We start from the raw sequence: 24522 nt of genomic DNA on the forward strand, positions 1-24522 counted from the left end.
CGTCATGTCGAGTGCAAGCGTTTCCGTCGCGCCGAAGAAGAGCGGCGCGGATATTCCGTTCAACAAGCATGTGGCCCAGCATCGTGAGCCTGGTGATTGGGTCGCGGACATCGTGATCTGGGTCCTGTTGGCTTTGATCGTGGCGGTGGTGGTCTACCCGTTGTGGTTCGTGGTGATCGCGTCGTTCTCGAATCCGGCGATGGTCTCGACGGGCAAGGTCACGATCCTGCCGGTGGACATCAATTTCGGCGGCTACGAGAAGGTGTTCTCCGATAGCCGTATCTGGATCGGTTACAAGAACACGATCGTGTATTCGGTGGTGGGCACGGCGTTGAACATGATCGTGACCCTGCCGGCCGCGTTCGCCCTGTCGCGGGTGGATTTCAAGCCGCGTCGCGTGATCCTGTTCCTGTTCACGTTCACGATGTATTTCGCGGGCGGCCTGATCCCTTCCTACCTGTTGTATAAGGATCTGAACCTGTTGGACAACATGTGGGTGTTCATCCTGCCGGGCGCCGTGAGCGTGTGGAATCTGATCATCGCGCGCTCGTTCTTCGAAACCTCGATCCCTGAGGAGTTGCATGATGCGGCGCAGATCGACGGCCTGTCGTTCTTCGGGTATTTCCTCAGGATCGTGATCCCCCTGTCGAGCGCGATCATCGCCGTGCTGGGCCTGTACTACTTCGTGGGCCATTGGAACGACTATTTCACGGGTCTGATCTATATCCGTACGGATACGAAGCAGCCGTTGCAGATGGTGTTGCAGAACATCCTGCTGGCGAACCAGACCCAGCAGGGCGGTGCGGGCAACGGCGGCCAGTCGGCGTTGCAGCAGCAGCAGTTGGCGGACCAGATCAAGTACGGCGTGATCATCGTGTCGACCGCCCCCCTGCTGATCCTGTACCCGTTCCTGCAGAAGTACTTCAACAAGGGCGTCATGATCGGCGCCGTCAAGGGCTGACGGGATCGGCCTGCCGGCCGATACTGTGTCATCAGCGGCTAGAAAGCTGGCGGAGCCTCGGCCCCCTCACTGAGGGGGCTCCCGGCGAAGCCGGGTGGGGGAGCTCCGCGGCCGAAGGCCGCCGACAACCCAGCATCGCGCGTAGCGCGATTCCGAGGCTATGGACTCGCACTGCGTGCGAGACTGTTTTTTGGCGGCCTGGCGGCCGCGAGCTCCCCCAGTCTCGCTTCGCTCGACAGCCCCCTCAGTGAGGGGGCCGAGGCTCCGCCAGCATCTTTGGCACTATCAAACTCTTCCGGGGATGGGCCCCCGAGGCGAGGAGGTTTCTCCTTCTCCTTCCTGCTTGCTCGCCAAGTGGCCCATCCCCGGTTTTTCATATTCGCTATACTATTTATATCGTTGCAAATCGAGTGTCGCACAGCAGCCACTCGCAGAAAGGAAGCCACATACCATGACCACCATCACCCGCGTCCCGCAGCCCGAACCGCCGGCTGACCCGTACGGCTACCTGCTCGTCCACTTCATCGAGGATCCAGACGGCTACGCCGAACGCATCTACCTCGACCTGTCCGACGGCGACAATCCCGAGGTCTGGCATCCGCTCAACGGAGGCAAGCCGATCCTCACGTCGAACCTCGGCACCACCGGCGTGCGCGACCCGTACCTGACGCGCAATCCGGAAACCGGCCGCGTGTACGTCATCGCCACCGACCTGCGCGTGTTCGATCCGAACGCGGACCAGTCGAAGCAGAACTGGTATGAATGGTCGCATCACGGCAGCGCGAATCTGATCATCTGGCATTCCGACGATCTCGTGCACTGGAGCGAGCCACACGAACTCAACGTCGCCCGCCGCCCCGACGGTACCGACGCGCAGCTCGGCATGGCGTGGGCCCCCGAAGCCCTGTGGGTTCCGGACTACTATCCGGAAGGCTCCGAGGCCGAGCACAACGGCAGCCGCGGCGCGTTCGTGCTGTACTGGTCGAGCAAGACGTTCGCCGACTCCGACACGGACCATGCCGACGCGGACTCCTACGACCGCATCATGTGGGGCGTGACGAGCGACTTCACGGACGAGACGTACGAGTACGGCGGCGTGTTCATCGACGCCGGCCATCCGACGATCGACACGACGATGCTGCAGCGCGCGCTGCCGGACGGCACGATCCGCACGTACCGCGCGACCAAGGACAACGGCCCGCACCCGGGCATCTGGGTCGACCGCACCGACGCGCCGCGCTGGTGGGAGCCGGGCGTGCTGTGGACGCCCGTCCAGTACGAGATCGGCAAGGATTGGACCGAGAACGGCGCACCCGGCGGCGTGGAGGGCCCGGCGTTCTTCGCCTCGCACTCCGACGACCGCGTGTACCTGTATGTGGACGTGATCCCGTCCATCGGATACCGCCCGATGGTCACGACCGATCTCGACAAGGGCCTCGACTACCTGCGTTCCGACGATTTCTACATGGCCCCGCACACCAAGCACGGCGGTGTCCTGTCGCTGTCGCGCGCCGAGTACGACCGCCTGCGCGCCGCGGACGGCACGATCGGCTGAAAGGTGGTACGCTGGCGTACGTCAACGTACGTTAGCGTTAACAATGTTGTGAGCAGAAGGGTTGGTGGTATGAATGAGTGACCCGTATGAAGCCTATGTGTGGGCATATTTCACCGGAGACCGCGGCGACAGCGAGAAGATCAGCCTCGCCGTCTCCAACGGCAACGACGCGCTCAGCTGGCGCGCGCTGAACGGCGGCAGACCGCTGTTCGTCTCGCAGTACGGCGAGCGCGGCCTGCGCGACCCGTTCATCATGCGCTCGCACGAGGGCGACCGGTTCTTCATCATCGCCACCGACCTCAACGTCGCCTCCCGTCACGGCGACTTCGGATCGGCCCAGCGCAACGGCTCGCGCTATCTTGAGATCTGGGAGTCGACCGACCTCGTTCACTGGGGCGAGCAGCGTCACGTCCTCGTCTCGCCGCCCGCCGCGGGCAATTCGTGGGCTCCCGAAGCATACTGGGACGACGAGATCGGCGCGTACGCGGTCTACTGGTCGTCGAATCTGTACGACGGCGCGGCCGCGACCGACGACTCGCTGCGTGACAAGCCGACGTACGGCCGCATGATGATCGCGACGACCAAGGACTTCCGCACGTTCAGCGAACCGCAGGTATGGATGGACGTACGCCGCGGCGACGGACACGACGGACGCGGCCTGATCGACGCGACCGTCGCGCGCGACGGCGACTGGTGGTACCGCTTCGTCAAGGACGAGCGCACGATGACGATCCGCGAGGAACGTTCGCATGATCTGCTCGGCAAGGTGCGCGGCATGCTGCCGGGGGAGATGTTCAGCTCGTTCGACTCGCTGTCCGAACTGGATGCGGACGACGTCGCGGGGAACGCGGACGCCGGCGAGGAGACGGATGGCGGCTGGGAGCTGGTGCGTGAGAACGTCGGCGTCGGCCTGTCGAACGGCGAGCATGCGGAGGACGGCTCGCTCAAGCCGTTCACGCGCGGCGAGGGCCCGTGCATCTTCCCGGCGAACCCGGGCGACGTGAACGGCTATCGCTGGTTCCTGTTCATCGACCAGCCGAGCTATCACGACGGGCCGAACCACTACATCGGCTTCGCGACGCAGGATCTCGCCGATCCGCACGGCTGGGCGCCGGTCAGCGGCAAGCTGCGCGAAGGACTGCCGGTCAGTCCCGACGGCGGCAAGCCGCGCCACGGCACGGTGATGCCGATCACCGCCGCCGAACGCGACCGCCTGATCGCCGCCTTCGGCTGATCGGCGCGTTCTCCTTCTCTCCTTCGGAATCACGCTGCGCGCGATGCCGCAACAAGCCGGCGCTTGTTGCGGCATCGTGATTTTAGCGCTACAATTTGGTGGGGGAAGGAAAAGCGGCCGGCGAACGCAGACGACCGCGCAACACATCCGATCAGGCAATCTCGTCAAAGGAGCAACATGACTTCCGCAACCACCACACCGTCCGTCGAAACGCAACGCGCATTCGCGGACGAACTCGCCGGCGCGGCCAACGGCGGCGCGGGCGACGTCAGCGTCGAAAGCGCCAACGCGTCACGCAAGACCGTCGACATCGCCGCGCAGGTCTTCCGCATCGTCGACGACGGCGCCGCGATCGAATGGAACTGCGACGGCGAATACGTGCGCGTCGACGCATGGGGAGCCAACAGCGTACGCGTACGGTCGCGGCTCATGCAGCCCGTCGTCGACGCCGACTGGGCGCTGCTCGCGCCGGCCGCCGACCTTCCCAAGCCGCAGATCGCGCTCGGCGAGACCGCGGCCGCGCTCGTCAACGGCGGCATCGCCGTCAAACTCGCGCTGACCGGCTGGCAGAAGGACCATCTGCTCATCTCCTTCCTCAACACGGCGACCGGAGCCGTCCTGCTGAGCGAAACCGACGACGGCGGCGCGCTCAGACTGCGCGCACGCGCGCACCACCCGCTCGAAAGCGGTGCGGAATCGCCCGTCGCGACGTTCGAGGCATACGAAAACGAGCACATCTACGGCATGGGCGAATACCAGCAGCCCGTGCTCGACCTCAAAGGCTCCACGCTCGAACTCGCGCACCGCAACTCGCAGGTCAGCGTGCCGTTCATGGTCTCCAGCCGCGGATACGGGTTCCTCTGGCACAATCCGGCCGTCGGCCGGGTCACGTTCGGCCACAACCGCACCGAATGGAGCTCCGGCGTCGCCGACCAGATCGACTACTGGGTCACCGCAGGCGACACCCCCGCGCAGATCGAGGCGCAGTACGCGGACGCGACCGGACACGCGCCCGTCATGCCCGAATGGGGCCTCGGCTTCTGGCAGTGCAAGCTGCGCTACTGGAACCAGGAGCAGCTGCTCGAGACCGCGCGAGAATTCAAACGCCGCAACATCCCGATCGACCTGATCGTCATCGACTTCTTCCACTGGCCGCTCATGGGCGACTTCCGCTTCGACGAGGAATTCTGGCCCGACCCGGCCGCCATGGCCCGCGAACTGCACGAGATGGGCATCAAGCTCATGGTCTCCGTCTGGCCGCAGATCGACCTCGAATCCGAAAACTACGACGAGATGCGCCGCCGCAACTTCCTCGCCAAAACCCGTCAGGGCAAGGACGTGGGCATGTGGTGGCCGCGCGACAACCAATTCCTCGACGCCACCAACCCCGAGGCCCGCGCCTTCGTGTGGGGACTCGCCAAGAAGAACTACACCGACCTCGGCGTCGACGCGTTCTGGCTTGATGAGGCCGAGCCCGAATGGGGCGGCGACTACGACTACGCGCACTACCTGTACCACATCGGCCCGGTCGGCAAGGTCGGCAACGTGTACCCGCAGCTGTACAACAAGACGTTCTACGACGGACAGCTCGAAATCGGGCGCAAGGACGACATCGTCAACCTCACCCGCGCCGCATGGGCCGGCTCCCAGCGCTACGGCTCGCTCGTCTGGAGCGGCGACGTGCACTCCACGTTCGACGACCTGAAGGCGCAGATCACCTGCGCGATCCACATGGGCGCCGCCGGCATCCCGTGGTTCACCACCGACATGGGCGGCTTCGCGGGCGGCGACCCGAACAGCGAGGCGTTCCGCGAACTGTACGTGCGCTGGTGCCAGTTCTCCGCGTTCAGCGCCGTCATGCGCAACCACGGCGACCGCATGCCCGCCGTCAAGGTGCCCGGCAAGCCCACGTTCGACCGCAAGGGCAACCCGATCGACCACATCCACACCGGCGCCGACAACGAGCCGTGGACGTACGGCCCCGAAGTCGAACGCATCATGGTCAAGTACATCAACCTGCGCGAGGCCATGCGCCCGTACACGCGCGAACTGTTCGCCGAGGCGCACGAATCGGGCCAGCCGCTCGTGCGCGGCCTGTTCTACGAGTTCCCCGGCGAGGAGGAGGCGGCGAACGTGGCCGACGAATACCTGTTCGGTCCGGACATCCTCGTCGCGCCCGTCACCGAGCTCGGCGCGCGCTCGCGCAGCGTGTACCTGCCCGGCGGCGAGACGACGACGTGGACGAACCTGCACACCGGCGAGACGCTCGCCGGCGGGCAGACCGTCACCGTCGACGCGCCGCTCGATGTGGTGCCCGCGTTCGCCCGCAACGGACGCGATCACGGGCTCGCCGGACTGATCTGACCGGATCCGATCCCGTCCGCCGACCGACTGCGGTCGTTCGCACAGCGACGTGCGGACGACCGCGGTCCCGGGTCCCGTGTCCTCAAAGCCCGCGTCGGTATAATGAGCCCTTCGAAGACGAAGGAGGCATGATGGTCACACTCGACGACGTGGCGGCGCTCGCGGGAGTCTCCCGCATGACCGCGTCGAACGCGCTGCGCGGCAAGTCGATCGTCCGTCCGGAGACCGCGCGTCGCGTGCTCGACGCCGCCGGACAGCTCGGATATCGGCCGAACATCGCCGCACAGCAGCTCAGCTCCGGCCGTACGCACGTCATCAGCGTGTCGCTGTCCGACTTCGATCTGATCTTTCCGGCGAAATTAGCGGCGGAACTGTCCGATCAGGCAGTCCGCCGCGGCTACCAGATCGTCGCGCAGCAGACGCGCTTCTCCTCAGACTACGAGCAGGCCATGCTCTCGAGCGCGTCGATGCAGATCTGCGACGGTGCAATCGTATGCTGGCCGCGCAATGCGGCCGCGGATTTCGTCGGCTTCTCCAAACGGCATCCTCTGGTGATGCTCGATGCGTTCGAACTGGAGAGGCAGGTCGACTGCGTGTTCACGCCCTGCGTCGAAGGCGCCGCCGCCGGCGTGCGCCATCTGGCCGCCCACGGCGCGCGACGGATTGCCGTGCTCGGCTCGCCGCTCGACGTGCTGGCCGACGATGTGCCGCCCAGCTCGAGCAAGCTGCGACTGACCGGTGCGGTCCGTGCGCTGCGCGAACGCGGGGTGGGGGAGCGCGAGCTGGGCGAGCTCGTGCTGCCGTGCGGATGGAGCCGCGAGCACGGTTACGCCATGATGCGTGCGCTGCTGGCCGAACGCGGCTGGCGGCCGGGATGCGACGCGGTGGAGACGCTGGGGTTCGACGCGGTCTTCTGCGTGTGCGACCCGCTCGCGATCGGCGCGCTCAAGGCGCTCACCGACGCCGGCGTGCGCGTGCCGCAGGACGTGATGCTGGTCGGCTTCGACGCGGTCGTCGACGGCATGTTCATGACGCCGGGACTGTCCAGCGTGCGCATCGATCCGGCCGAAATGGCGCGTAACTGCCTCGACCTGCTGTTGGCTCGCATCGACGGGCCGGCTCCGGCCTCGCCGCGTACGGTGACCGTGTCCCATGCCGTCGCGGCGCGCGGCAGCGGCGAGCGGGAGTAGGGGGCTTGCAAACCGATCTGTGGTGCCTTCGGTTCGGGATTGCCGGCTAAGATTATCAGTCAACTCTCAGGAATCCTCTACCGTACGCTATGAAACGGGTGGTTATATATCTATCAGCAGCCGAAAGGCCGCGACAACTGAACCTTTCTTCTTCTCTCCTTTCTTCCTCTGAAAGCCCGGCCCCCATCGGCCGGGCTTTCTGGGTTCTCGGGCGCTTGCCGGTCGTCGTTTGCCGGGCTTGTCCGGGCTTGCGTCGATGCGGTTCGCCGGTCCCCATGATTCGTCGGCAGGATTCGTCGGCATGCACGGCCGTGACGGGGCCTCCGAACCGTTCCGTTCATGTCCATGCCGGGGTAAATTCATTTTCCCTTGGCCGGGCGCACATCATCCGGAAACACGGGAGAGGTAGACCGGATACCGATACGGATAGAGGTTGAGCAAAGGAACGATCATGAACAACAACGGCAACCATCACGACATGCACCACGCCGAGCCGCAGTACTCCAGCGACCGTCAGTACGACGCCTACATGTTCGCCGAATACGGCATCGAACGCTGAACCGGACCGGCGTCCGCAGGTGGCCGGTGACGTCCACGGCTGCGGGCGAGATACGAAAAAGGCCGGAATCTTCTGATTCCGGCCTTGTCCGTGCCCCCGCAGGGATTCGAACCCTGGACACGCTGATTAAGAGTCAGCTGCTCTAACCAACTGAGCTACAGGGGCTTGGTTAGATTCGTTGCCGTGTTTCATGCAACGAGTGACTAATATACACGATTCTGAATCTGACGCAACTCGGACGACACGGCGGGTCGCGTCGGGTCGGGGCGTGTCGGATCCCATTTACAGTTTCATTCAGGTCACTTACCTGCTCAGCCTCAACGGCCGGCCGTGCGATGGTCCAGCAGGTCCGGCGAGGCGAGGGCGACCATGCGGCCGACCTCCCGGGAGATGTCGTCCATCGAACAATCGAGGCCGCCGGCGAACCAGAGTTTGTAGAGATTGACGATGCCGCCGGCGAAATAGTTGACGCGCAGCACGTAGGAGCGGCTTTCGCGTATCGCGGCGGGAATCGCCTCGTCGGCGACCATGCGCTCGGCGAAGACCGTCTGGAGTTTGTCGAGGAATCCCGCGGCCCCGCTGGCCTGGATGAGGATGCGGTAGTAGTCGCGTTCGGCTTCGAGCCGGCGCCCGATCCGCATGATCATCGGCGTGGGATCCTTGAGGAAATCGGCGGATTCGATGCCGTCGAGCACTGCCATGAGCTCGGCGATTGTTTCGTCCTCGATCTCTTCGATCACGCCGCGCACGTCCGGATAGTGCGCGTAGAACGTGGATCGGTTGACGTCGGCGAGTCGGACGATCGCGGTGACGGTGATCTTGTCGGCGTCGTGCGTGCGCAACAGGTCGATGAACGCCTTGCGGATGGCCTGACGGGAACGTTGTGCGCTGCGGTATTCCGCCTTGTTTGCCATGGAATCTCCTTAAAGGTCCGACATCGCTTCCCGTATTGTACAAAGTCCGACAGATGTCTGTCTTTTAGTGGTTGTGCCGGAATTTCGCCGTTTGTACGATGTGGGGCAACAGACAAAATCCAACACATGTTTGACATTGCAAGACGTCAGGCATGAGCAACAAAAAACGACAAGGAAAGACGGCAACCATGATCGACGGAACCTACAACGTGACCGTACGCACCCCACTTGGGGCACGAAAGGGCGTGGTCGAACTCAAGGACGACGGCGGGACGCTGGTCGCCAAGGTCAACGTGAAAGGCAGAAGCCAAACCGCCGTCGGCACCGTGGACGGCACCATGTTCGCCTTCTCGGGAACGATGAAGACACCGGTCGGCCTGCTCGACTACCACATCGGCGGTTGGGTCGACGGCGACGACATCACCGCGGTATGCGCGACTTCCAAGGGCAAGTTCTCCGTCAACGGCAAACGGGTCTGATCAAACGAATCCAAGCAACCGAAGCTGGACCCAAGTCATATCGAACATATCGAGACGACGATCGTCACCGCAGACAAAACGTCGCGCGACCATCGCGGCGACCATCATCGCAAGCAATCAACAAATACTCAACGAAAGGACATCATCATGCTGGGCAACGCAAAACGCACCGACGACAAGCAGTTCTACTTCGTGGGAGCCGGACTCGGCACCCTCACCGGCGCGGCCTACCTGCTGCGCGACTGCGGCTTCGACGGCCGCAACATCCACATCATCGAAGCCCTGCCTGTCCCGGGCGGCTCGAACGACGGCGCCGGCGACGGCGAGCGTGGCTGGGTGGCGCGCGGCGAGCGCATGTTCTGCAAGCTCACCTACGAAAACTTCTGGGACATCATGGGCTCCATCCCCTCCCTCGAACACGAGGGCAACTCGGTGACCGACGACATGTTCGCCTTCGCCGCAACCCAGCCGGTCTACGCGCGCGCCCGCTTCGTGGGCGGCGACCGGGAGATCCTGCCAACCGATCATTACGGACTCGACAAAAGCGAGCTGATGAAGCTCGGCTCCCTGATCAAGGCGGATGAATCCGATCTGGGGGACCTGACCATCGAGGACTGGTTCGGCGAGCGCGACTCCCACTTCTTCCACACGGTGTTCTGGTACTGCTATGAGGCCACGTTCGCGTTCACCCCGTGGACCAGCGTCATGGAATTCCGCCGTTACGTGATCCGCCTACTGCCGCTCATCATGCGGCTTCCTACGGCCGAAGGCGTGGTGCTCACCCAGCGTGACCAGTACGACGGCATCATCAAGCCGCTCATGAAGGTGCTCGAGGACGCCGGCGTGGACTTCGTCTACGACACCAGCGTCTACGACATGGACTTCGCCGATTCGGACGGCATCACCGTGACCGCGCTGCGCACCGTGCGGTCCGACGGTACGCGCGACGTGATCGCGACCCGGCCGCAGGACGACGTGGTGGCCACGCTCGGCTGCATGACCGACAACGCCACGTTCGGCGGCACCGACCGGACCGCCGTCGTGGACGACTCCTATCCCCAGAGCGCGACGCTGTGGAGGAACATCGCCGCCAAAAAGCCGGGACTTGGTAATCCGGACGTGTTCTTCGGCCACCCGGACAAGTCCAACTGGATGACGTTCAACTGCACCTTCGCCGGCAACACGCTCATGGACTGGCTGGAAGGATGGACGCACAACAGGACCGGCCAGGGCCTGTCCACCACGTTCGTGGACTCGCCGTGGTTCATGGAGCTGCGCAATCCCACTCCGCCCTACTGGGACAACCAGGACGAATCCCGCTCCTACATGTGGATGTGCGCGTTCCACTGCGACGAGCCCGGACGCTACGTGAAGAAGCCGATGTGGGAGTGCACCGGCCGCGAGATCCTCGAGGAGCTTCTCCAGTCCCTGCCCATTCCCGAGGATGTGCGTGAACAGATCCGCGCCGAAGTGGTCAGTGCGGTGCCCGTGGCGATGCCGTACATCAACGCGCAGTTCATGCCGCGCTCCGTGGGCGACCGGCCGGACGTGGTGCCCGCCGGCTCCACCAACCTCGGTTTCACCGGCCAGTACTGCGAGATCCCCGGCGACATCGTGTTCACCGAGGAATACTCGGTGCGCGCCAGCCGCATGGCCGTTTACCAGCTGCTCGGCATGACGCGCGAGGTCGCGCCGATCAAACCGCTCAACTACGACATCCGCGTGCTCGGCGCGGTCGCATTGAACCTGCTCAAATGAAACGATGGCGGCGGAGGACGATCGAATCTCACTCGTCGGCCCCTCGCCTAACCATGCACGCTCTATGTTCCACTGACGAAGCGCAGCGGACGGGAACTTTCTCTAAACTCTGAGGCAGTTTTGGCGCGTTCCCGAGGTCTTTCTTCAAACTATGAGGCAATCGGCACGCAAGATCCCGCCGATCCATACCCCCTAAGTCATTGCCATGGCCCTGATCTCTTAGATCAACTGCCTCAGAGTTTGAAGAAAGACCTCCGCACGTCGCGGAAACCGCCTCAAAGTTTCGAGAAAGCCTCCGCAGCGTCCGATGTGCCCAGCTAGTCATCGGCGCGATAATCGGCTAGATTGAGGTTGGCGGCCACGCGATTGGAGGCGAATGCGCCGATCGCAACCAGCGCATAACACAGCGCAAGACCGCCGAGGAAACTGAGCAGCGTGGCCGGCTTGGTCATCGACGCGGCGAACAGCGGCGCCATAAGCAGCATCGAACAGCCGCCCGCAACGACCACCACGACATTGAGCGGCGTGAGCACTTCGACGAATCGCGCGCGGTTTAGGGTCTTCACATCCGTGCCCTCGAGCATGAGCATACGGTACCCGTCCGCCTGATCGTAGACGCTACCGGCCTGCATCACGCCCGAGCTGACGGCCGCGAGCACGGCGGCGAACACCAACGTCAGCAGTCCGCCGGTGCCGATGTCGCGCAGAAACAGCGTCGCCGGATCATTCGGACCGTCGCCGGTCGCAGCCGAGCCGAGGAATCCGCAGATCGACGTGATGCCGGCGATGAACACGGCTAGTGCGATGCCGGAGACGTTGCGCCAGGCGCGCTTGGGATCGTCGAGAATGCGGCGCATGGCGATCATGGTCGCGGCGTCCTTGGGATGACGGGCCTTGGATTTGGCTCGGGCTGTGACCACCCACGAACCGATGAGGTTGAACAGCGCGAAGCAGAGCAGCACGAAGCCGATCACCACCGCGTAGATCATCGCCGTGCCCATGCCGAGACTGACCAGCATCGCCGGACTCTTGAACACGATCACGGCGGCGAGCATCGCGACGACGAACATCACCATGCGCCAGGCGGACGGCAGCGGCCCTGCCGCGCGGTTCGTGACGCCAAGCGGCGAAATGGCCACGCGACGCAACGTCATCAGCGAAGAAACCAGCGCCAGCACGGCGACGCCCACGACGGTGGCGACCAAGGCAGGGCTCCCGACCCAGAGCTGCTCGAACGTGAACCCCTGATTCTGGAAGCGCAACAGCATGATCAGCGGCATGAGCGCGCAGTATCCGAGGATGCCGATCAGCGAGCCGACCAAGGCCTGCCCGGCGGCGTCGAGCGCGGTGAGACGAACCACTTGACCGGTGGTGGCGCCGGCCAGTCGCAGGGCGGCAAGGCGCGCGTCTCGGCGGGATGCGGCCAGTCGGGCCGCGGAACCGGCAAGCGCCACGAACGGCACGACGAGCAGCAGGCAGGCGAATCCGGCGAGCATCACGTACGTGGAGGCGTAGGAGGCCGGATCGGCGGGATTGGTAAGCCGGTGCCGCCAGATGGCCAACGTGCCGGGGCTGCATGCGGTTTCGTTGAACAGGCATCCGAGCGTGTGGTCGGCGGAGGCGCGCCATACGAACCCGTGCACGCCGCCGAGCACCGTGAGGAAGATGGCGGTGGCCGCGGCGAACGCGATGACCGCCAGCGCCGAGGTGTGTCCGGACGGGTTCAGCGACCGGCCGGTGCGGCTGGGCGGACGATGGGGCAGACGATGGAACAGCCGCCAGAGTGCGAACGTGCTCATCGTGCGTTTCCTCCCAGTCGCCCGTCCCGCATGGTCACGGTGCGCGAGCAGAAGGCGGCCACGTTCGGGTCGTGGGTGACGACGACCACGGCCGCGCCGTTGTCTCGCGCGGCGCCCATGAGAATGCCCATGACCTCGCGGCCGGTGGTCTGGTCGAGCGCGCCGGTCGGCTCGTCGGCGAAAACGACGGCCGGTCGTACGGCGAGCGCCCGGGCGATGGCGATGCGCTGCATCTGGCCGCCGCTCATCTCGCCGGGCCGGTGCGTGGCGAGCGCCTTGAGACCCATGCGTTCAAGCCAGAGCATGGCCACGTCCGTCGCGTCGCGGTACGGTGCGCCGTCAAGCATCATCGGCAGGGCGATGTTCTCCACGGCCGGAAGCTCGGGCAGCAGCTGGCCGGATTGGAATACGAAGCCGAAGGCGTTGCGGCGCAGCTTGGTGCGGTCGGCGTCGCTCATGGTTCCGAGATTCGTGCCGCGGAACGTAACGGTTCCGGAGGTCGGGCGGATGATGCCGGCGAGCGCATGGAGCAATGTCGATTTACCGGAGCCGGACGGGCCCATGACGGCCACCGTCTCGCCTTCGCCGAGTGTGAAGTCCACATGGTTCAGGGCGAGCATGTGCTGGCCGGGGCCGAACGGCGGGTTGGGAACAGGGGAGGCGACAGGAGTCGGGGTCGATGCGAAGGCGGTCGGGGCCACTCCGGTGGTCGCACGACCGGCCTGCGTGGCGCGCATCGCGGCGGCGTAGTCCATCACGAGATCATGCGCCTCGAGTATCGGCGACCACGTGCGCGGCTGTCGGAATTGGGATTGCGCCGGCTGGACCGCCGGTTCGGTGCGCTGAGGTTGCTGCGTTGTTGCGTTCATGCTTCCGAGGCTATGGCCCCGCCGTCCGGCCTTCCATCGGATTGCGGGATGAATTGGCGATGGAATCGCACGCCGTCTCATCCGCAAGGATCGCTCGCAAGGATGAGGCCATGCATATCATCCCGTTGGGTGATGCCGGCCGACATGACCGGCCGATACAGTGTCGTATCGCGTCGCCGGCCACGGCGGACGCGCAGAGCAGAAGGAATCGCAAGAGGAAGAACCATGGGATACATCGCCTATTTCAGCCGGCCGTTCATGCTGGCGGTCGCATTGTGGCCGCTCGTGTCGGCCGTACTCACCGTGCCGGTGCTCGCGCTGCTGTACCACCGTTACAATCGCATCCGTTTCTCGCAGGCGATCGTCGCGTACGGCACGGTGCTGTACGCGATCGGCTTGCTCTGCTTCACGCTGTATCCGATGCCCGAGGACGCGGCCGCGTACTGCGCCGCGCATCATCTCGCCCCGCAGCTCAACCCGCTGCGGTTCGTCGGCGACATCCGCTCCGACGGCCTGTCCGCGATCATGCAGCTTGCGTTGAACGTCGTGTTCTTCCTGCCGCTCGGCTTCATCATGGGCCGCGTGTTCCGCTGGCCTTTCGCCGCGGCGCTGCCGTTCGGCTTCGCGACGAGTCTGATGATCGAAACGCTGCAGTTGACGGGATTCCTCGGCTTCTACCCGTGCTCGTACCGGCTGTTCGATGTGGATGACCTGATCACGAACACGTTGGGTGCGGTGATCGGTTACGTCGCGGCCGGACTGTTCGATCGGCTCGTGCCGCCTCGCACGAACGATCTGACGACGGTGACGCAGCCGGGATTCCTGCGTCGCTGCATCACGTATGCGATTGATCTGACGATTGTCACGGTTATTTCGGTGTCGGCGAGCGCGCTGATCACGATCGTCTACGACATCACGGTGGTGCGTGATATCGCGACGTGGCGGTCGATTCCGGCCATCGGCCACGTGTTCGGCAACGAGGTCAGGGTCTCCGACGTGGTGACGTTGATCTTGCTGCTGGTGTGCGAGTTGGTGGTGCCGTGGATGCGCGGCGGGCGGACGCTCGGTGGCGGGTTCACGCACATGACGTGCGAGACGCGGCCGCGTTCCGGCTGGCGGCGCGTGCTGTTCTATGCGGTGCGCACGATGGTGTTCGTGATCGCCGTGTTCCCGCTGCTGATTCCGCGGTCCGGACTGGTCCTGTTCGTGCTGCTCATCTTCTACTGGGTGAAGAAGCAGATGCCGTATGATCTGCTGCCGGCGGATGATGATGGGGCGCGCAATGCCGGGGTACTGACGGTGGTCTGATCGGTGATCTGATCGATGGTGTATTTCCGGGATTTCCGGGATTTCTGGGATTTTCAAGATTGCCGGGGTTTCTGGGATTTCCGGAGGCGCTGAATTCGGATCATAGGCCGTGCGTCTTGCGCGGCCGGGATACCTTAACAAGAGAGCCCCGAGTGAGAATTGGACTCACGACCTCTTCCTTACCAAGGAAGTGCTCTACCACTGAGCTATCGGGGCATTGCGCCTGACGGTGTCAGGACAACCTGAATATCATGCCACGGGATCGCGTATGGCGCAAGTCGGTGTCGCCGCGTGTCAGCGTTACCATTCAATCCGTCAAACAACCGAACGCGGTGTCGCCATGCGGTTTGCCGCGCTGATCGGTGAATGTTGGTGTGAAAGACGCGGGGCACTTCACATGTACGGTTTATGCCCACAATCGGTGCGAGAAAGGGGAGTCGGGGATGGTTGGGATTTGGCGTTGTGGGCATAGACGGGATCTTTGCGGGTGCCATTGACGGCGGAGGGGCTGTGAATACCGGATAATGCGCCGGATTGTGGGCATACACGGTACATGACGCCTGTCGGATTGTGGGTGGTTCCGGACATCGTGGGCATAGACCGGCCATGTAGGAGCCTTGCGAGGCCTCTTCATGACAGGTCTATGCCCACAATCCGTGCTGTGGTGCTTTCCTATCTCAAAAATGCGCCCCGCGCGGCGGGTCTTGGTAACAAAAAAGGCTTTCGGATTGTTCCGAAAGCCCTGATGGCGGAGGATACGAGATTCGAACTCGTGAGGCTGTTACACCAACACGCTTTCCAAGCGTGCGCCATAGACCACTAGGCGAATCCTCCATTCGTGTTACCTCCGCGCGAAAGCATCAGCACACAATCAGTAGATATTAGCATGTTTTCCGGATATGCCAAATCGAATGACGGCGGAGGATACGAGATTCGAACTCACGGGGGAGTACGATCCTCGTGAACGAGTGCTCGTTTCCCAATGGTTCCAATGGTTTTTGCAGCATGAAGCGCAGGTGTTGCGACTTGCCTCGGAGCGATGCCCATCGGCGTGTCGCGACGCCTGCGCTTGGTGGCTTGAGCGTGTCCGGCGTGGCCTACGGCGTCGATTCATTCGGGCCGCCCGGATCCGCCGGATCCTGCCGCAACCCCGACGATCAGTAGTTGTTGGAGCCGGGGCCCTCGAAGCGCACGGTGAAGCCGTGCTCGTAGTGCAGGAACATGTTGGCGCCGTAGCGGTCCACGTCGCGGTGGGTGAAGAGCATGCGGATGGCGAAGGCGATCTGCACGTCCTTCGGCAGGCTCTTGAACGCCTTGTGCGCATCCCAGTTCGGCGCGGCGATGGCCTGGTCCGGCACGTAGGCGTAGCCGTAGCCATCCTCGTTCACGTAGCCCATGAACGGCAGATCCCAGGCGTTGTGGTCGGTGAGCGCCTGCTTGAAGTCCTCGACCTCGGCCAGCGCCTCGTCGCTGATGCCGAAGCTCTTGGCGACCTTGTTCGCTTCCGCGGTCTTGGTGGCTGGATCCACGCCGAACAGCGTGGTCTTGACGATGATGGTTTTGTCCTGTGCCATGATTGGTCCTTTGCTGGAATGGCGGCGTTGAATATCGAAGGTTACCATGTGATATCTCACACGTTAACTGTTCGTTATCGTTGGCTGTTGCGTTGGGGTTGGGTTGTTGTCGTTTGCTGACGTGATTTACGGTACCACTGCTTCGATGTGCGAAAAACCGGGCGAATGTGCGCTTTGTTTAGTGGGTGAACGATCTTGCGTCGCGTAAGACCGCGCTGTATATGATGTTTGTTCGATGTTCGACGATGACAAAAGCGAACATTATTCATGTTCGTTTTGATGGCCGGATCGGCGTGTCGCGGATGGGATGCGACGTGCGTGCGACGAGCGTGAGACGCGCACGCGATGCGTTCGCAGACGTGCGGTCGGTGTGTCGCCGGCCGGTCCGCGATGTTGCGCGGGTGGGGAGGTCTGCCGGCGTGTGTGGTGAATCCGTGCCGAAAATGACGGCAACCGGCGGCAAACGTGACGGTATGGTGGGGGAGTTGCGCACATGGACGCATATTGCGGCCCATATCGGGCCGCGTGCGATAGGCTCGGTGAAGTTGTAACGAGTGATGTGAGGGAGCCGACATGTCGGATGTGCGCCGCTATCAGGGTGACGACCCCGCGTCCGGCGGTGTGCTGCCGACCGTCATGATCCCCTTGGACGAAGCCTCCGACCTGGCGTCGTCGATTCGTTTCGTGGGCGAGCGGCCCGCGGCGGAGCCGGATGAGGATGGTTCCGACGGCGCCGAGCCCGATTCGATTCCCACCATGCCGGTCGATCCGGCCGATGTGGCGACCGCCGAGCGTGCCGCCGTATCCTCGTCTCCGGCCCCGTATCCGTCCGGTTCGTCCGACGTATGGGGCGAGGAGACCGTGCCGCTTCGGCCGCTGTCCGATTCCGCCCCGGTGCCTCCGCCGCCGAGCTTCTTCCCCAGCAATACCACGGGCCGTATGCGGCCGGTCTCCGTCCCGGTGGCGGCGCAGTCGCGTATGGTGTCCGGATCGTCGTCCTTCCGGTCCGTTCAGCCTGAACGGCAGGGGGCGAAGGATGAGTCCGGCTTCGGTGGTGCCCGGCAGGTGCGCGCCGCCGGCGAGCCGCGCATCTGCTATTCGTCGCAGTATCGGGCGCTGCATCCGACGGATTGAACCCGGCGGGCTGAACCCGTCCGCACGTCCCTGCCGCGCATGCGTTGCCCCTCCAGTGAACCTCCGCCGAGCCTTCGGCATATCGTCCGGATGTGTCCAATTGGAGAGACGCGTCGTTGCGTCGCCGGTGTCGGCATGTCACTATGGGGATCGTGCCCAAAAGGCGTCGTCGTATTCACCCCAATAATGCCAACGTTGTCATAGCAGCTGTCGTAACAGCGTCGGCGTCACCCAACGGCCACGGTCCATCAGCCGTCGCAGAAGCGGCAACGGGCCCATCGCGGCCATCTCGCCCGGCAGGGCGATCACAGAGAACACAGAGAGAACAAGAAGAGACAAGGAGTCACCATGGGTGATTCTCATACCATGGACGTCGTCGGCTTCCTGACGGCGGCCCAACGGCTCGGCGAGCGTTTCGATACGCTGATGAGCCGCGTGACCGGACGCGGAAGAGCCGCGGACGCCAGTAATGCCAACAATGACAACGATGACAGCAATGCCGTCGCCGCCACCGGCGGCGATGTCGGCAAGCCGGACCGGCCGGTCCTCGAGCCGCAGGGCCCTCCCGACGGCCGCCTGATGTCAGCCGCATCCGGCCGCCTCGTCGGCGCGACGGTGGACAAACGGATGTTCATCCTGTCCGGCGGGCTCTACGGAGGTTCGTCATGGGCCACCATGTTCTGCATCGCCACGGCCACCGGGGAGGAATCCCTTGCCAACGAGTGCAGAATATTCCTGCACGACAGCATCGCCACCGTCAACGAACTCGGGCTGAACGCATGGATCTGCAATCTGGTCGACGATGCGCGGCAGGCGGCGTTCACCGGCGTGCCGTCGTCGAACATGCCGCTGCTGATCCGGTCGATGCGAGGCGAGAAACTCGTCCGGCAAAGCCTGACCGTCGGCAGCTCCCGGTACGGCGACCGCAAGCTGCGCGGCGAGGCCATTCTCGAGCACTGCGAGCAGACGCACCGGCTCGCCGCCTACAGCCTGCTGCAATGGGGGTGCGACGAACGCGACAACGACGTCGCGTCCATGCTGCTCGCCCGGCCGAACATCGGCACCGCCCTGCTGCGCGAGCGTCGCACGTTCGCCCGCGGAGGCAAGTCGCAGGATTCCGCGGCACGACGGATCGTCTCATATCTGTCGGATCTGCAGGCGCAGGCCGACCGTCAATACGCGTGGATGCGTGGCCGGCACCGCGCGTTCGGCCTGCTGTCGGACGACGCCGACGCGCTCGCCCGACGTTCGTCTTCCGCCCGCGACGACCCGGGAACGCTGCTGTTGGAGGCGGATCGCCGGTACCTGTTCGACGCCAGGCATGTGGTCACCGCGTACCGGGACATGTGGGATCTGCCGGCATCCGAGGCCTGCGCCGAGCCTCTGATGGAGATCGGCCGTGGCGGCGAACCGCCGTGCGAGAGCCTGTGGCGCAATCAGATCCACCTGCGACGGACCGCGGAGGCATTGCTGGGATCCGTCTCCTCGGCCGATCTGACGGACGGATTCGCCGCGCGGAACCGTGAACGGTTCGAATACGGCGTCAGTCGGCTGGAACAGGTCGCCGCGATCGTACGCGACGCCGGTCTCGCCACGGCACCGCGCACGATCGCACCGTCGGTCTGTCCGAACTTCGGCGAACTGAAACTGCTGTCGTCCGGCGCGCGCGATCGTCGCCTGCGCGAGCACGCGCGCGTCGAGTCGGACATGGCCGCCGTCATGCTCGCGTATCTGCCCGACTCCGGCATCGCACGACGGGCCGGGGCCGCGCTGATCCGCGGCGATCTGACCGCGTACGGCACCATCGTCGACATCTGGCGCGACGATCTGCGCGCGCGATCGCACGACGCCGCCTTCGCGTAGCGCTACTTGTGATACGGCTCGTGCGCGTTGATCTTGAACGCCCGGTAGATCTGCTCGAGCAGGATCACGCGCATGAGCTGATGCGGGAACGTCATCTTCGAGAAGCTGAGCTTGTAGTCGGCCCGGCGCAGGATCGCGTCGTCGAGTCCGATCGACCCGCCGATCACCAGCTGGATGTGGCTCACGCCGCGCAGTCCCAGCTGATTGATCTCGTTCGCGAGCCCCTCCGACGAGAGCATCCTGCCATCGATCGCAAGCGCGATCACGTATGCGTTGTCTCGCAGATGCCTGGCGATGCGCTCGCCCTCCTTGGCCCGGATCTGCCGTTCCACGCCCTCGCTGGCATTCTCGGGCGTCTTCTCGTCGGCGACCTCGATGATGCCGAGCTTGCAGTAGCGGCCGAGCCGCTTGCTGTATTCGGCGATGGCGTCGCGCAGGTACGATTCCTTGACCTTGCCGACGGCGATGATGTCGATCTGCATACGGCGGTCCGGCTACTTCGCGATCAGCGGCAGCACCTGCTCGTCGAACGCGGTCAGCGCCGTGTCGATCACGTTGTGCATGTCGTAGTACTTGTACGTGCCGAGGCGGCCGCCGAACACGACCTTCGGCTCCGCGGCGGCCTTGGCGGCGTACTTCGCGTACAGCGCCTTGTCCTCGTCGGTGTTGATCGGGTAGTACGGCTCGTCGCCGCGCTCGGCGAAGCGGCTGTACTCCTCCCACACCACGGTCTTGGAGTGGTTCTGCGAGTCGTGACGCTCCGGGTTGAAGTTCTTGAACTCGATCGCGCGGGTGTACGGCACGTCGGCGTCCGAGTAGTTCATCACCGGGCAGCCGAAGTGGTCGTCCTCGTCGTAACGGCGTTCGACGAAATCGACCGTGCGCCACTTGAGATCGCCCAGCTCGTAGTCGAAGTAGCGGTCGACCGGGCCGGTGTACACCACCGGCACGCCGGCGGCGAGCAGCGCCTTCTTGTTGTACGGCTGCGACTCGTCGAAGAAGTCGGTCTTCAGCGACACCGTGATGCGCGGATCGTCGATCATGCGTTCCATCCACGCGGTGTAGCCGTCCTTCGGCAGGCCCTCCCACGTGTCCTTGAAGTAGCGGTTGTCGTAGTTGAAGCGCACCGGCAGGCGCTTGATGATGTCGGCCGGCAGGTCGGCCGGATCGGTCTGCCACTGCTTGCCGGTGTAGTTCTTGATGAACGCCTCGTACAGCGGGCGGCCGATGAGCTGGATGCCCTTGTCGTTGAGGTTGGCCGGATCGGTGCCGGCCAGTTCGCCCGCCTGCTCCTCGATGAGCTTGCGCGCCTCGTCCGGCGTGTAGGACGCGCCGAAGAACTGGTTGATCGTGCCGAGGTTGATCGGCAGCGGGTAGACCACGCCGTCGTGCGTGGCGTAGACGCGGTGCACGTAGTTCGTGAACTCGGTGAAGCGGTTCACGTAGTCCCACACGCGCTTGTTGGACGTGTGGAACAGATGCGCGCCGTACTGGTGGATCTCCGCGCCCGTCTCCTTGTCGAAATACGAGTACGCGTTGCCGCCGATATGGTCGCGCACGTCGATGATGTGCACCCGCGCGCCGGTGCGCTCCACGGCCTGCTGGGCCACGGTCAGGCCGAACAGGCCCGCGCCCACGATCACCAGATCCGGATACTGCGTGTTCTCCGCCATCGAAACAAACCTTCCATGCGAAATGTGCCGTTTTCGCTCTTCAGCCTAACGCACGGGGGCTATACGACGAAGGCGGCCCCGTTGCGGGAGCCGCCTTCGTGAAAATATGGGATAGCCGATCAGGCGTAGATGTTGCGCGGACGCATGTCGGCCGGCAGACCCTCGAGCAGGTGCGTGACCGAACGAGACTCGAACACGGAGCGGATGCCCGCGGCCAGCAGCGGCGCGACGGACAGCACGGTCATGTTCGGCAGTCGCTTCGCGTCCGGCACCGGCACGGTGTTCGTCACGATGATCTCGCGCGCGCCGCAGTCGCGCAGCCGTTCGGTCGCCGGTCCCGACAGCAGGCCGTGCGTCGCGACGAGCGTCACCGACGCCGCGCCCGCGTTGCGCAGCGTGCGCACCGCCTCGCAGATCGTGCCCGCGGTGTCGATCATGTCGTCGACGACGACGCAGTCGCGTCCCTTGACGTCGCCGATGATGCCGTGCGCGGTCGCGTGGTTCGGGCGCGTCGTGTCGCGCGTCTTGTGGATGAACGCGAGCGGCAGGTTGCCGAGTTTGGCGGCCCACTGCTCGGAGACCTTGATGCGGCCGGCGTCGGGGGAGACGATCGTCGCGTGCTCCATCGGCACGTTGTTGCGCACGTAGTCGAGCAGCACCGGCATGGCGGTCAGATGATCGACCGGGCCGTTGAAGAAGCCCTGCTCCTGCGCGGCGTGCAGGTCGATCGTCATCATGCGGTCGGCGCCGGCGGCGCGGAACAGATCGAAGATCAGACGGGCGGTGATGGGCTCGCGACCCAGATGCTTCTTGTCCTGGCGCGAGTAGCCGAGGAACGGCGCGACCACGGTGATGGAGCGGGCCGACGCGCGCTTCATCGCGTCGATCATGATGAGCTGCTCCATGATCCACTTGTTGATGGGCTCGGTGTGGCACTGCAGGACGAACGCGTCCGCGCCGCGCACCGGCTCGGTGTAGCGGATGTACATCTCGCCGTTCGCGAAGTCGTAGGCCGTGGTCTCGAGCACTTCCGTCCCCAGGCAGGCCGCGACCTCATCCGCCAGTTCGGGGTATGCGCGACCCGTGACCAACGCGAGTCGCTTATCCGGTGTGCCTTCGAGAATCGCCGACATGATCCGCCTTCCAATTGCTCCAACGGGGAAATTTAAGCCACATTCCAATATAACAATGCGTCTGGAGCCGACACCCCGCGTCCGTGGCGCTGTCGGAAGGTGGGGATACTCTGTACAGGTTGCCCGCAGGCCGCGGGCAGCGCGTATACACACTCCTGCCGCGGAACGTCCGTGGCCGAATAGTCCGAAGGAGGTGGGTGATGTCTGCGCATAAGTACGAACTGATGTTCATTGCCGATCCCGAGCTGGATGAGCGCGGTCTGAAGAAGCTGACCGAGCAGTATCTGGAACTCGTCACCAAGGAAGGTGGTTCCGTCGAGAACACCGATATCTGGGGACGCCGTAAGCTCGCTTACGAGATCGCCGGCAAGACCGAAGGCAACTACGTCGTGGTGAACTACACCTGCGAGCCGGCCGTCAGCGACGAGCTCGACCGTGTGCTGAACCTCAACGAGTCCGTGATCCGTACGAAGATCCTTCGTAAGGACGTCAAGTAAGCTTTCCCTCAGCGTCATCGCTGAATCGCAAAGTAAGAAGGTAACGTCATGGCAGGCGAAACGATTATCACCGTGGTCGGCAACCTCACGTCCGACCCCGAGCTGCGTACCATCGGCTCCGGCGCGAACGTCGCGAGCTTCACGATCGCCTCGACGCCGCGCACGTACAACCGCCAGTCCGGCCAGTTCGAGGACGGTCAGGCGCTGTTCATGCGCTGCAGTGCATGGCGTGATCTGGCCGATCACTGCGCCCAGACCCTGACCAAGGGCATGCGCGTGATCGCCCAGGGCCGTCTGCAGCAGCGTTCCTATCAGGCGCAGGACGGCTCCACCCGCACCGTGGTGGAGATGCAGGTCGACGAGATCGGCCCGTCGCTGCGCTACGCCACCGCCCAGGTGAACCGCATCTCGAGCGGTCAGGGCGGATTCGCCGGCCGAGGCCAGGGCGGATTCAATGGCGGACAGAACGCCGGCAACAACGGTTTCGGCGGCAACGGCGGCTATTCCGGCGGTGCCGGATTCGCCGGCGGCAATGCCGGGTATCAGGGTGGCGCAGGCTACTCCGGCGGTGCGTCCGCCGTGCAGCAGCAGCCCGCAGCGGCCCCGCAGCCCCAGCAGCCGGCAGCCGATCCGTGGGGATCCTCCGACTCCTCGAACGGCGGGTTCTCGTCGTTCGGCGGCAGCTCCGATTTCGGCGGCTCCACCGACTTCGGCGGATCCTCCGACGAGCCCGAGTTCTGATCCCGCCGCGGCGCCACGCATATACCGCTTACCACGCGAACATCAACACAGTTTTTAAGGAGAACATCATGTCACGCAAGAGGCCGCAACCGCCGGTCAAGCCGTTCAAGAAGAAGCCGAACCCGCTGAAGGCTGCCAAGATCACCACGATCGACTACAAGGACGTCGCGCTGCTGCGCAAGTTCATCTCCGATCGCGGCAAGATCCGCTCCCGTCGCATCACCGGCGTCACCGTCCAGGAGCAGCGCGAGATCTCGAAGGCGATCAAGAACGCCCGCGAGATGGCCCTGCTGCCGTACGCCACTTCCGGCCGCTGATTGAGGAGGTAAAGGAACATGGCTGATACCAAGGTTATTCTCACCGCTACCGTTGCGAACCTCGGTCACTCCGGTGACGTCGTCGAGGTCAAGGCCGGCTACGCCCGCAACTACCTGTTCCCGCAGGGCCTCGCCTTCGCGTGGACCAAGGGTGCCGCCGCCCAGGTCGAGGCGATGAAGCGCGCCCGCCTGGCCAAGGCCGTCGCCACCCGCGAAGAGGCCGTCGCCGCCAAGGAGCTCATCGAGGGCACCACCGTCGAGATCGCCGCCAAGGTTTCCGAGTCCGGCAAGCTGTTCGGTGGCATCTCCGCCGACAAGATCGCGATCGCCCTGTCCGACAAGGCCGCCGTCAACCCGAAGAACATCGAGGTTGAGCCGATCAAGACCACCGGTGACTTCCCGGCCAAGGTCGCTCTGCACCCGGAGATCACCGCGTCCTTCTTCGTGAAGGTCGTCGCCGAGTGAACCATTCCGGCTCCGCCGGAATCATCCAGACTCCATAAAGTCTGAGCTTAAGCATTGCCCCGTCAGGCGCTCTCCGCCCGGCGGGGCTTTTTCGTACCGTCTCCACGTCTCTCCACGTCTTCTGTGCCGCATGTG

Annotated in this window: 22 protein-coding genes and 3 tRNA genes; 15 read left to right on the plus strand and 10 right to left on the minus strand. The window is 64.3% G+C overall.

Annotated elements, in window-relative coordinates; genetic code table 11:
- Nucleotides 1-4 precede the first annotated feature (4 nt).
- The 5 genes from JS533_RS00955 (at nucleotide 5) to JS533_RS00975 (ending at nucleotide 7304) form a co-directional block, all read left to right on the plus strand.
- Nucleotides 5-961, plus strand: coding sequence for a carbohydrate ABC transporter permease (locus tag JS533_RS00955; protein ID WP_241512703.1), 957 nt, complete (start codon nucleotides 5-7; stop codon nucleotides 959-961).
- A 451-nt stretch (nucleotides 962-1412) separates the two neighbouring features.
- Complete coding sequence (locus JS533_RS00960) at nucleotides 1413-2516, plus strand: glycoside hydrolase family 43 protein (protein WP_241512704.1); 1104 nt, start codon at nucleotides 1413-1415, stop codon at nucleotides 2514-2516.
- Nucleotides 2517-2613: 97 nt separating this feature from the next.
- Nucleotides 2614-3750 (plus strand): glycoside hydrolase family 43 protein, encoded by a 1137-nt coding sequence (locus JS533_RS00965; protein ID WP_241512705.1) that lies wholly within the window; start codon nucleotides 2614-2616, stop codon nucleotides 3748-3750.
- A gap of 177 nt (nucleotides 3751-3927) precedes the next feature.
- The gene (locus JS533_RS00970) at nucleotides 3928-6114 is read left to right on the plus strand and encodes a glycoside hydrolase family 31 protein (RefSeq protein ID WP_241512706.1); all 2187 of its coding nucleotides are present in this window, start codon (nucleotides 3928-3930) and stop codon (nucleotides 6112-6114) included.
- 128 nt (nucleotides 6115-6242) lie between these two features.
- Complete coding sequence (locus JS533_RS00975) at nucleotides 6243-7304, plus strand: LacI family DNA-binding transcriptional regulator (RefSeq protein WP_241512707.1); 1062 nt, start codon at nucleotides 6243-6245, stop codon at nucleotides 7302-7304.
- A gap of 650 nt (nucleotides 7305-7954) precedes the next feature.
- On the opposite strand, the gene JS533_RS00980 is transcribed toward JS533_RS00975, so the two are convergent.
- Both JS533_RS00980 and JS533_RS00985 read right to left on the minus strand, forming a co-directional pair.
- Nucleotides 7955-8028 (minus strand) — tRNA-Lys (locus JS533_RS00980).
- A 152-nt stretch (nucleotides 8029-8180) separates the two neighbouring features.
- Complete coding sequence (locus JS533_RS00985; protein WP_241512708.1) at nucleotides 8181-8777, minus strand: TetR/AcrR family transcriptional regulator; 597 nt, start codon at nucleotides 8775-8777, stop codon at nucleotides 8181-8183.
- A 188-nt stretch (nucleotides 8778-8965) separates the two neighbouring features.
- Here JS533_RS00985 and JS533_RS00990 point away from each other — a divergent pair, with 188 nt between their 5' ends.
- Nucleotides 8966-9256 carry a hypothetical protein gene (locus JS533_RS00990; protein WP_241512709.1) on the plus strand — a complete coding sequence of 97 codons (291 nt, stop codon included), beginning with the start codon at nucleotides 8966-8968 and terminating at the stop codon, nucleotides 9254-9256.
- A 147-nt stretch (nucleotides 9257-9403) separates the two neighbouring features.
- Nucleotides 9404-11014, plus strand: a complete 1611-nt coding sequence (locus JS533_RS00995) for an oleate hydratase (RefSeq protein WP_241512710.1) — start codon at nucleotides 9404-9406, stop codon at nucleotides 11012-11014.
- Nucleotides 11015-11331: 317 nt separating this feature from the next.
- Here JS533_RS00995 and JS533_RS01000 read toward each other — a convergent pair whose 3' ends face one another.
- Together JS533_RS01000 and JS533_RS01005 are read right to left on the minus strand one after the other, a co-directional pair.
- Nucleotides 11332-12813, minus strand: a complete 1482-nt coding sequence (locus tag JS533_RS01000) for an FtsX-like permease family protein (RefSeq protein WP_241512711.1) — start codon at nucleotides 12811-12813, stop codon at nucleotides 11332-11334.
- Nucleotides 12810-13682 carry an ABC transporter ATP-binding protein gene (locus tag JS533_RS01005; protein ID WP_241512712.1) on the minus strand — a complete coding sequence of 291 codons (873 nt, stop codon included), beginning with the start codon at nucleotides 13680-13682 and terminating at the stop codon, nucleotides 12810-12812. Before JS533_RS01005 ends, JS533_RS01000 begins: the two co-directional genes overlap by 4 nt.
- 225 nt (nucleotides 13683-13907) lie before the next feature.
- On the opposite strand from JS533_RS01005, the gene JS533_RS01010 reads away from it, so the two are divergent.
- Nucleotides 13908-14990, plus strand: coding sequence for a VanZ family protein (locus tag JS533_RS01010; RefSeq protein WP_241512713.1), 1083 nt, complete (start codon nucleotides 13908-13910; stop codon nucleotides 14988-14990).
- Between the two features lie 144 nt (nucleotides 14991-15134).
- Here JS533_RS01010 and JS533_RS01015 read toward each other — a convergent pair.
- The 3 genes from JS533_RS01015 to JS533_RS01025 all read right to left on the minus strand — a co-directional run bounded on the left by JS533_RS01015 (nucleotide 15135) and on the right by JS533_RS01025 (nucleotide 16564).
- Nucleotides 15135-15206, minus strand: a tRNA-Thr gene (locus JS533_RS01015).
- A gap of 530 nt (nucleotides 15207-15736) precedes the next feature.
- Nucleotides 15737-15824, minus strand: a tRNA-Ser gene (locus JS533_RS01020).
- 323 nt (nucleotides 15825-16147) lie between these two features.
- On the minus strand, nucleotides 16148-16564 hold the full coding sequence (locus JS533_RS01025) for a glycerophosphodiester phosphodiesterase (RefSeq protein WP_241512714.1): 417 nt from the start codon (nucleotides 16562-16564) through the stop codon (nucleotides 16148-16150).
- A gap of 245 nt (nucleotides 16565-16809) precedes the next feature.
- On the opposite strand from JS533_RS01025, the gene JS533_RS01030 reads away from it, so the two are divergent.
- The 3 genes from JS533_RS01030 to JS533_RS01040 all read left to right on the plus strand — a co-directional run bounded on the left by JS533_RS01030 (nucleotide 16810) and on the right by JS533_RS01040 (nucleotide 19561).
- Entirely contained in the window at nucleotides 16810-17115 is a 306-nt protein-coding gene (locus JS533_RS01030; protein WP_241512715.1) for a hypothetical protein, read from the plus strand.
- A gap of 22 nt (nucleotides 17116-17137) precedes the next feature.
- Nucleotides 17138-17698, plus strand: coding sequence for a hypothetical protein (locus tag JS533_RS01035; protein ID WP_241512716.1), 561 nt, complete (start codon nucleotides 17138-17140; stop codon nucleotides 17696-17698).
- A gap of 348 nt (nucleotides 17699-18046) precedes the next feature.
- Entirely contained in the window at nucleotides 18047-19561 is a 1515-nt protein-coding gene (locus JS533_RS01040; RefSeq protein WP_241512717.1) for a hypothetical protein, read from the plus strand.
- A 2-nt stretch (nucleotides 19562-19563) separates the two neighbouring features.
- Here the strand turns inward: JS533_RS01040 and rlmH are convergent, their stop codons facing one another.
- The 3 genes from rlmH to JS533_RS01055 all read right to left on the minus strand — a co-directional run bounded on the left by rlmH (nucleotide 19564) and on the right by JS533_RS01055 (nucleotide 22367).
- Nucleotides 19564-20043: a 23S rRNA (pseudouridine(1915)-N(3))-methyltransferase RlmH gene (gene rlmH / locus JS533_RS01045; protein WP_241512718.1), complete on the minus strand. Its 480-nt coding sequence runs from the start codon at nucleotides 20041-20043 to the stop codon at nucleotides 19564-19566.
- A 12-nt stretch (nucleotides 20044-20055) separates the two neighbouring features.
- Entirely contained in the window at nucleotides 20056-21234 is a 1179-nt protein-coding gene (gene glf / locus JS533_RS01050) for a UDP-galactopyranose mutase (RefSeq protein ID WP_241512719.1), read from the minus strand.
- Between the two features lie 119 nt (nucleotides 21235-21353).
- A complete protein-coding gene (locus JS533_RS01055; protein ID WP_241512720.1) occupies nucleotides 21354-22367 on the minus strand; it encodes a ribose-phosphate diphosphokinase in 1014 nt (337 codons plus the stop codon).
- Nucleotides 22368-22567: 200 nt separating this feature from the next.
- On the opposite strand from JS533_RS01055, the gene rpsF reads away from it, so the two are divergent.
- From rpsF to rplI, 4 genes are all read left to right on the plus strand, one after another.
- The gene (gene rpsF, locus JS533_RS01060) at nucleotides 22568-22864 is read left to right on the plus strand and encodes a 30S ribosomal protein S6 (protein WP_241512721.1); all 297 of its coding nucleotides are present in this window, start codon (nucleotides 22568-22570) and stop codon (nucleotides 22862-22864) included.
- A 48-nt stretch (nucleotides 22865-22912) separates the two neighbouring features.
- Complete coding sequence (locus tag JS533_RS01065; protein WP_241512722.1) at nucleotides 22913-23605, plus strand: single-stranded DNA-binding protein; 693 nt, start codon at nucleotides 22913-22915, stop codon at nucleotides 23603-23605.
- A 68-nt stretch (nucleotides 23606-23673) separates the two neighbouring features.
- A complete protein-coding gene (gene rpsR, locus JS533_RS01070) occupies nucleotides 23674-23922 on the plus strand; it encodes a 30S ribosomal protein S18 (protein WP_033496388.1) in 249 nt (82 codons plus the stop codon).
- Nucleotides 23923-23940: 18 nt separating this feature from the next.
- Nucleotides 23941-24387 carry a 50S ribosomal protein L9 gene (gene rplI, locus JS533_RS01075; RefSeq protein WP_241512723.1) on the plus strand — a complete coding sequence of 149 codons (447 nt, stop codon included), beginning with the start codon at nucleotides 23941-23943 and terminating at the stop codon, nucleotides 24385-24387.
- Nucleotides 24388-24522: the final 135 nt, after the last annotated feature.

This window comes from Bifidobacterium amazonense (genome assembly GCF_018555435.2).
Lineage (GTDB): Bacteria > Actinomycetota > Actinomycetes > Actinomycetales > Bifidobacteriaceae > Bifidobacterium > Bifidobacterium amazonense.

Excerpts from the sequence above, each read along its gene's own strand:
- JS533_RS00985 (WP_241512708.1), bottom strand. The coding sequence starts at position 8,777 with ATGGCAAACAAGGCGGAATACCGCAGCGCACAACGTTCCCGTCAGGCC.
- glf (WP_241512719.1), bottom strand. The coding sequence starts at position 21,234 with ATGGCGGAGAACACGCAGTATCCGGATCTGGTGATCGTGGGCGCGGGC.
- JS533_RS00955 (WP_241512703.1), top strand. The coding sequence starts at position 5 with ATGTCGAGTGCAAGCGTTTCCGTCGCGCCGAAGAAGAGCGGCGCGGAT.
- JS533_RS00990 (WP_241512709.1), top strand. The coding sequence starts at position 8,966 with ATGATCGACGGAACCTACAACGTGACCGTACGCACCCCACTTGGGGCA.
- JS533_RS01010 (WP_241512713.1), top strand. The coding sequence starts at position 13,908 with ATGGGATACATCGCCTATTTCAGCCGGCCGTTCATGCTGGCGGTCGCA.
- JS533_RS01025 (WP_241512714.1), bottom strand. The coding sequence starts at position 16,564 with ATGGCACAGGACAAAACCATCATCGTCAAGACCACGCTGTTCGGCGTG.
- rpsR (WP_033496388.1), top strand. The coding sequence starts at position 23,674 with ATGTCACGCAAGAGGCCGCAACCGCCGGTCAAGCCGTTCAAGAAGAAG.
- JS533_RS00995 (WP_241512710.1), top strand. The coding sequence starts at position 9,404 with ATGCTGGGCAACGCAAAACGCACCGACGACAAGCAGTTCTACTTCGTG.
- JS533_RS01040 (WP_241512717.1), top strand. The coding sequence starts at position 18,047 with ATGGGTGATTCTCATACCATGGACGTCGTCGGCTTCCTGACGGCGGCC.
- JS533_RS01055 (WP_241512720.1), bottom strand. The coding sequence starts at position 22,367 with ATGTCGGCGATTCTCGAAGGCACACCGGATAAGCGACTCGCGTTGGTC.
- JS533_RS00970 (WP_241512706.1), top strand. The coding sequence starts at position 3,928 with ATGACTTCCGCAACCACCACACCGTCCGTCGAAACGCAACGCGCATTC.
- JS533_RS01005 (WP_241512712.1), bottom strand. The coding sequence starts at position 13,682 with ATGAACGCAACAACGCAGCAACCTCAGCGCACCGAACCGGCGGTCCAG.
- JS533_RS01030 (WP_241512715.1), top strand. The coding sequence starts at position 16,810 with ATGACAAAAGCGAACATTATTCATGTTCGTTTTGATGGCCGGATCGGC.
- JS533_RS01065 (WP_241512722.1), top strand. The coding sequence starts at position 22,913 with ATGGCAGGCGAAACGATTATCACCGTGGTCGGCAACCTCACGTCCGAC.
- JS533_RS01035 (WP_241512716.1), top strand. The coding sequence starts at position 17,138 with ATGTCGGATGTGCGCCGCTATCAGGGTGACGACCCCGCGTCCGGCGGT.
- JS533_RS01000 (WP_241512711.1), bottom strand. The coding sequence starts at position 12,813 with ATGAGCACGTTCGCACTCTGGCGGCTGTTCCATCGTCTGCCCCATCGT.
- rplI (WP_241512723.1), top strand. The coding sequence starts at position 23,941 with ATGGCTGATACCAAGGTTATTCTCACCGCTACCGTTGCGAACCTCGGT.
- rpsF (WP_241512721.1), top strand. The coding sequence starts at position 22,568 with ATGTCTGCGCATAAGTACGAACTGATGTTCATTGCCGATCCCGAGCTG.
- JS533_RS00960 (WP_241512704.1), top strand. The coding sequence starts at position 1,413 with ATGACCACCATCACCCGCGTCCCGCAGCCCGAACCGCCGGCTGACCCG.
- rlmH (WP_241512718.1), bottom strand. The coding sequence starts at position 20,043 with ATGCAGATCGACATCATCGCCGTCGGCAAGGTCAAGGAATCGTACCTG.
- JS533_RS00975 (WP_241512707.1), top strand. The coding sequence starts at position 6,243 with ATGATGGTCACACTCGACGACGTGGCGGCGCTCGCGGGAGTCTCCCGC.